Annotated in this window: 2 protein-coding genes and 1 other RNA gene; 2 read left to right on the top strand and 1 reads right to left on the bottom strand. The window is 53.0% G+C overall.

Annotated elements, in window-relative coordinates; genetic code table 11:
- Positions 1 to 379 precede the first annotated feature (379 nt).
- Positions 380 to 1,492 carry an AI-2E family transporter YdiK gene (gene ydiK, locus RTY00_RS21195; protein ID WP_154194134.1) on the top strand — a complete coding sequence of 371 codons (1,113 nt, stop codon included), beginning with the start codon at positions 380 to 382 and terminating at the stop codon, positions 1,490 to 1,492.
- 342 nt (positions 1,493 to 1,834) lie between these two features.
- An RNA gene (gene rprA, locus RTY00_RS21190) (antisense sRNA RprA) lies at positions 1,835 to 1,942 on the top strand.
- A gap of 99 nt (positions 1,943 to 2,041) precedes the next feature.
- Here rprA and ppsA read toward each other — a convergent pair.
- The coding region (gene ppsA / locus RTY00_RS21185; RefSeq protein WP_312666039.1) for a phosphoenolpyruvate synthase at positions 2,042 to 4,007 on the bottom strand (1,966 nt) is incomplete at its 5' end.

Below are 4,007 nucleotides of genomic sequence, written 5' to 3'. Positions count from 1 at the left end.
CGGAAACAGCGCCGCATCAGGCAGCAGCTGATAAATACTGTTGTCGGTGGATAGCGAGAGGCGATCGGCATAGCTGGTGGCGGTATCGCCGGTAAAGCCTTGCTCTTTTAAGGACTGCAGGAATGTCAGCACCAGTTGAACGAGGCCCGGTGCCTGAGAAATCTGTGGGATCATTATTGAGTGACCGAGATGTTGTAAACGTTTGCGTCGTAATTTTTTTCAGCCATTGGTTTTATCATACTTTTCTGCTGGCTGCTGTTTTTTCAGGAAAGCGCGCCGCCGTCGCTGCTTTTCCTGTTTAATTTTCAGGAAATAGATCATCATTAATCAGGGCTGTTCAGCCCCACTCTGAAGGATTCAATCGAGGTTAACCGTTGTGATGAAAGACCTGCAACGCGGTATGGATTTACCGCAAATGCTGTTTTCACTGATGTTCATTCTGATCATGATCATCGCCAGTCTGTGGGTGGTGCAGCCCTTTATTCTCGGCTTTGCCTGGGCCAGCATGGTGGTGATCGCCACCTGGCCATTGATGATTCGACTGCAACAAATGTTATGGGGACGCCGCTCGCTGGCGGTTATCGCCATGACCATTTTGCTATTACTGCTGTTTATTATTCCTATCGCCCTGCTGGTCAGCAGCCTGATTGATAACAGCGCGCCGGTGATTGCCTGGGCAACGCAGCGCCATCTGGTGATGCCTGACTTTGACTGGTTGCGACAGATTCCCTATGTCGGCAGAAAACTCTACTCCAGCTACCACAAATTAGTTGATGGCGGCGGCGCGGCGATGCTCAATCAGGTGCAGCCTTATATTGGTCGCACCACGGGCTTCTTCGTGGCGCAGGCCGGACACTTTGGCCGCTTTATGATGCATCTCATCGTGATGCTGCTGTTCAGCGTGCTGCTCTACTGGCGCGGCGAGCAGGTGGGTCACGGGATTCGTCATTTTGCTTATCGCATGAGCGGACGCCGTGGTGATGCCGCAGTGCTGCTGGCTGGTCAGGCGATTCGCGCCGTGGCGCTCGGCGTGGTGGTCACCGCGCTGGTTCAGGGCGTACTCGGCGGCATCGGTTTAGCCATTTCCGGTATTCCTTACGCCACGCTGTTAACCGTGCTGATGATTCTGACCTGTCTGGTGCAGCTCGGGCCGCTGGTAGTGTTAGTGCCAGCGATTATCTGGCTCTACTGGAGTGGCGATACCACATGGGGCACGGTGCTGCTGGTGTGGAGCTGCGTGGTCGGTACGCTGGACAGTGTGTTGCGTCCGATGTTGATTCGTATGGGCGCCGATTTACCGATGATCCTGATCCTCTCCGGTGTTATTGGCGGATTGATTGCTTTCGGCATGATCGGACTGTTTATTGGTCCGGTAGTATTGGCGGTCTCTTATCGTCTGGTTTCGGTGTGGATGCATGAAGCACCTGAACCGGATGACGATATGCAAACCGCCATCGAAGCGCTGGCCGATCACGAAGAAGAACAACATTAAGTTATTCGTAGGGTCGCCATTCATGGCGACCTAATACACCTGAATGCCCACCCTGCAAAAGATGCACAAACTCTCCGTTTTACACTGGCCTTACTTTAACCCGACTAATGCCTCTACATCGTCAGCGCTGATTCCTTACCGATAATGATTTTTTTTCATAAGCGATTTTTAAGAAAAAACGCAGTTTTAGGCGCTTTAGGTGGGATTCGCTTACGGAATGATTATTTTTGCAGCTGAAACAGCGGTAGATCACTAAGAAAATCACCACGAAAGGTTATCAGCTTTAAACTAATAAGAGGATTCTTAAAGACGCCAGCGGGCCTGATCAATAACATGTTTCCTATGTTTGGAATCAAGCTACTGATTTTTAAACAACCTTATTCCCCTGAGTAAAGTGAAGAATTGCTGTGTGTAGTCTTTGCCCATCCCCTGTGATGGGCTTTTTTTTGGCTTTTTTTCAGGCAAAACAACAATGCCAGCAGCGCTGGCCTTGATAATTACCTTAATGACACGTCAAACTCTCATTTGAAGCATCAAATTGCCGCTTGGTTAATGTTTCGCAGCGTTGAGCTCTGCCAAACCCAACCAGGTTTCAACCACGGTATCCGGATTCAGCGACAAGCTATCAATGCCCTGCTCCATTAACCATGCCGCAAAGTCCTGATGATCCGACGGTCCCTGACCGCAAATACCGACGTATTTGCCCTGTTTTTTCGCCGCTTTGATCGACATCGATAACAGCGCTTTCACGGCATCATTACGTTCATCAAACAGCGCGGACACCACGCCAGAGTCACGATCGAGGCCCAGCGCCAACTGCGTCATGTCGTTGGAACCGATGGAGAAGCCATCGAAGTGCTCGAGGAACTGCTCAGCCAGCAAGGCGTTGGACGGGATCTCACACATCATGATCACTTTAAGGCCGTTCTCGCCGCGCTTCAGACCGTTTTTCGCCAGCTCAGCAACTACCGCTTCGGCTTGATCGACGGTACGCACGAACGGAATCATGATCTCAACGTTGGTCAGTCCCATTTCGTTACGCACACGCTTCACCGCTTCGCACTCCAGCTTGAAGCAGTCGCGGAAGTTATCAGCAACGTAACGACCGGCGCCACGGAAACCGAGCATCGGGTTCTCTTCTTCCGGCTCGTAACGCTCGCCGCCGACCAGGTTGGCGTATTCGTTGGTTTTGAAATCCGAGAGACGAACAATCACGCGTTTCGGCGCAAACGCCGCACCCAAGGTCGCAATCCCTTCGGTCAGACGGCCGATATAGAACTCAATCGGATCATCAAAACCTTTCATCATCTGACGAATTTGCTGCTGCAGTTCTGGCGTTTGCTGATCAAACTCCAGCAGCGCTTTCGGATGCACGCCAATCATGCGGTTAATGATGAATTCCAGACGCGCCAGGCCTACACCTTCGTTCGGCAAGCAGGCGAAATCAAAGGCACGATCCGGGTTACCGATGTTCATCATAATCTTCAGCGGCAGTTCCGGCATGGTATCGACCTGCGAGCTGGTGACTTCAAAGTCCAGCAGTTCGTCATAGACATAACCGGTATCGCCTTCGGCACAGGAAACCGTGACTTTATGGCCATCTTTGAGGTGATCGGTGGCATCGCCACAGCCCACCACCGCCGGAATGCCCAATTCACGCGCGATGATCGCCGCGTGGCAGGTACGACCGCCGCGATTGGTGACGATGGCCGAGGCTTTCTTCATGATCGGTTCCCAATCGGGATCGGTCATGTCGGTCACCAGCACATCGCCTTTTTCAATGCGGTGCATCTCGCTGATGTCGTGAATAACTTTGACTTCACCGGCACCGATGCGATGACCAATGGCGCGCCCCTCGACCACCACTTTGCCTTTGCCCTGTAGCGTATAGCGCTCCATCACCTGACCGTTTGAGCGCACCGTTTCCGGACGCGCCTGCACGATGAACAGTTTGCCGGTGTGGCCATCTTTCGCCCACTCAATGTCCATTGGGCGTTTGTAATGCTGCTCAATCAGCACCGCCTGACGCGCCAGCGCCTGCACTTCGTCATCGGTTAAGCTGAAGCGATCGCGCTGTTCCTGCTCGACATCTTCAATGCGCACCTGCTCGCCATGCTCCTGCGAATCGGCGTACACCATGCGTAGCTTTTTCGAGCCCATGGTGCGGCGCACAATTGCCGGACGGTTGGCTGCTAATGTCGGTTTGTGCACGTAGAACTCGTCGGGGTTAACCGCGCCCTGCACCACCATTTCGCCCAAACCAAAGGCTGAGGTGATAAACACCACCTGATCGAAGCCTGATTCGGTATCAATGGTAAACATTACGCCCGACGAGGCGAGATCCGATCGCACCATGCGCTGAATACCGGCCGAGAGCGCAACGCCGCGATGGTCGTAGCCCTGATGCACACGGTAAGAGATGGCGCGATCGTTAAATAAAGAGGCATAAACGTGCTTCACTGCGATGATCACCGCGTCATAGCCCTGCACGTTAAGGAAAGTCTCCTGCTGGCCG

Origin of the sequence: Pantoea sp. CTOTU49201, from assembly GCF_032054795.1 — a bacterium.
In the GTDB taxonomy this organism is placed as follows: Bacteria; Pseudomonadota; Gammaproteobacteria; order Enterobacterales; family Enterobacteriaceae; genus Pantoea; species Pantoea symbiotica.
This window is presented reverse-complemented; position numbering and strand designations above follow the sequence as displayed.

Excerpts from the sequence above, each read along its gene's own strand:
- ydiK (WP_154194134.1), top strand. The coding sequence starts at position 380 with ATGAAAGACCTGCAACGCGGTATGGATTTACCGCAAATGCTGTTTTCA.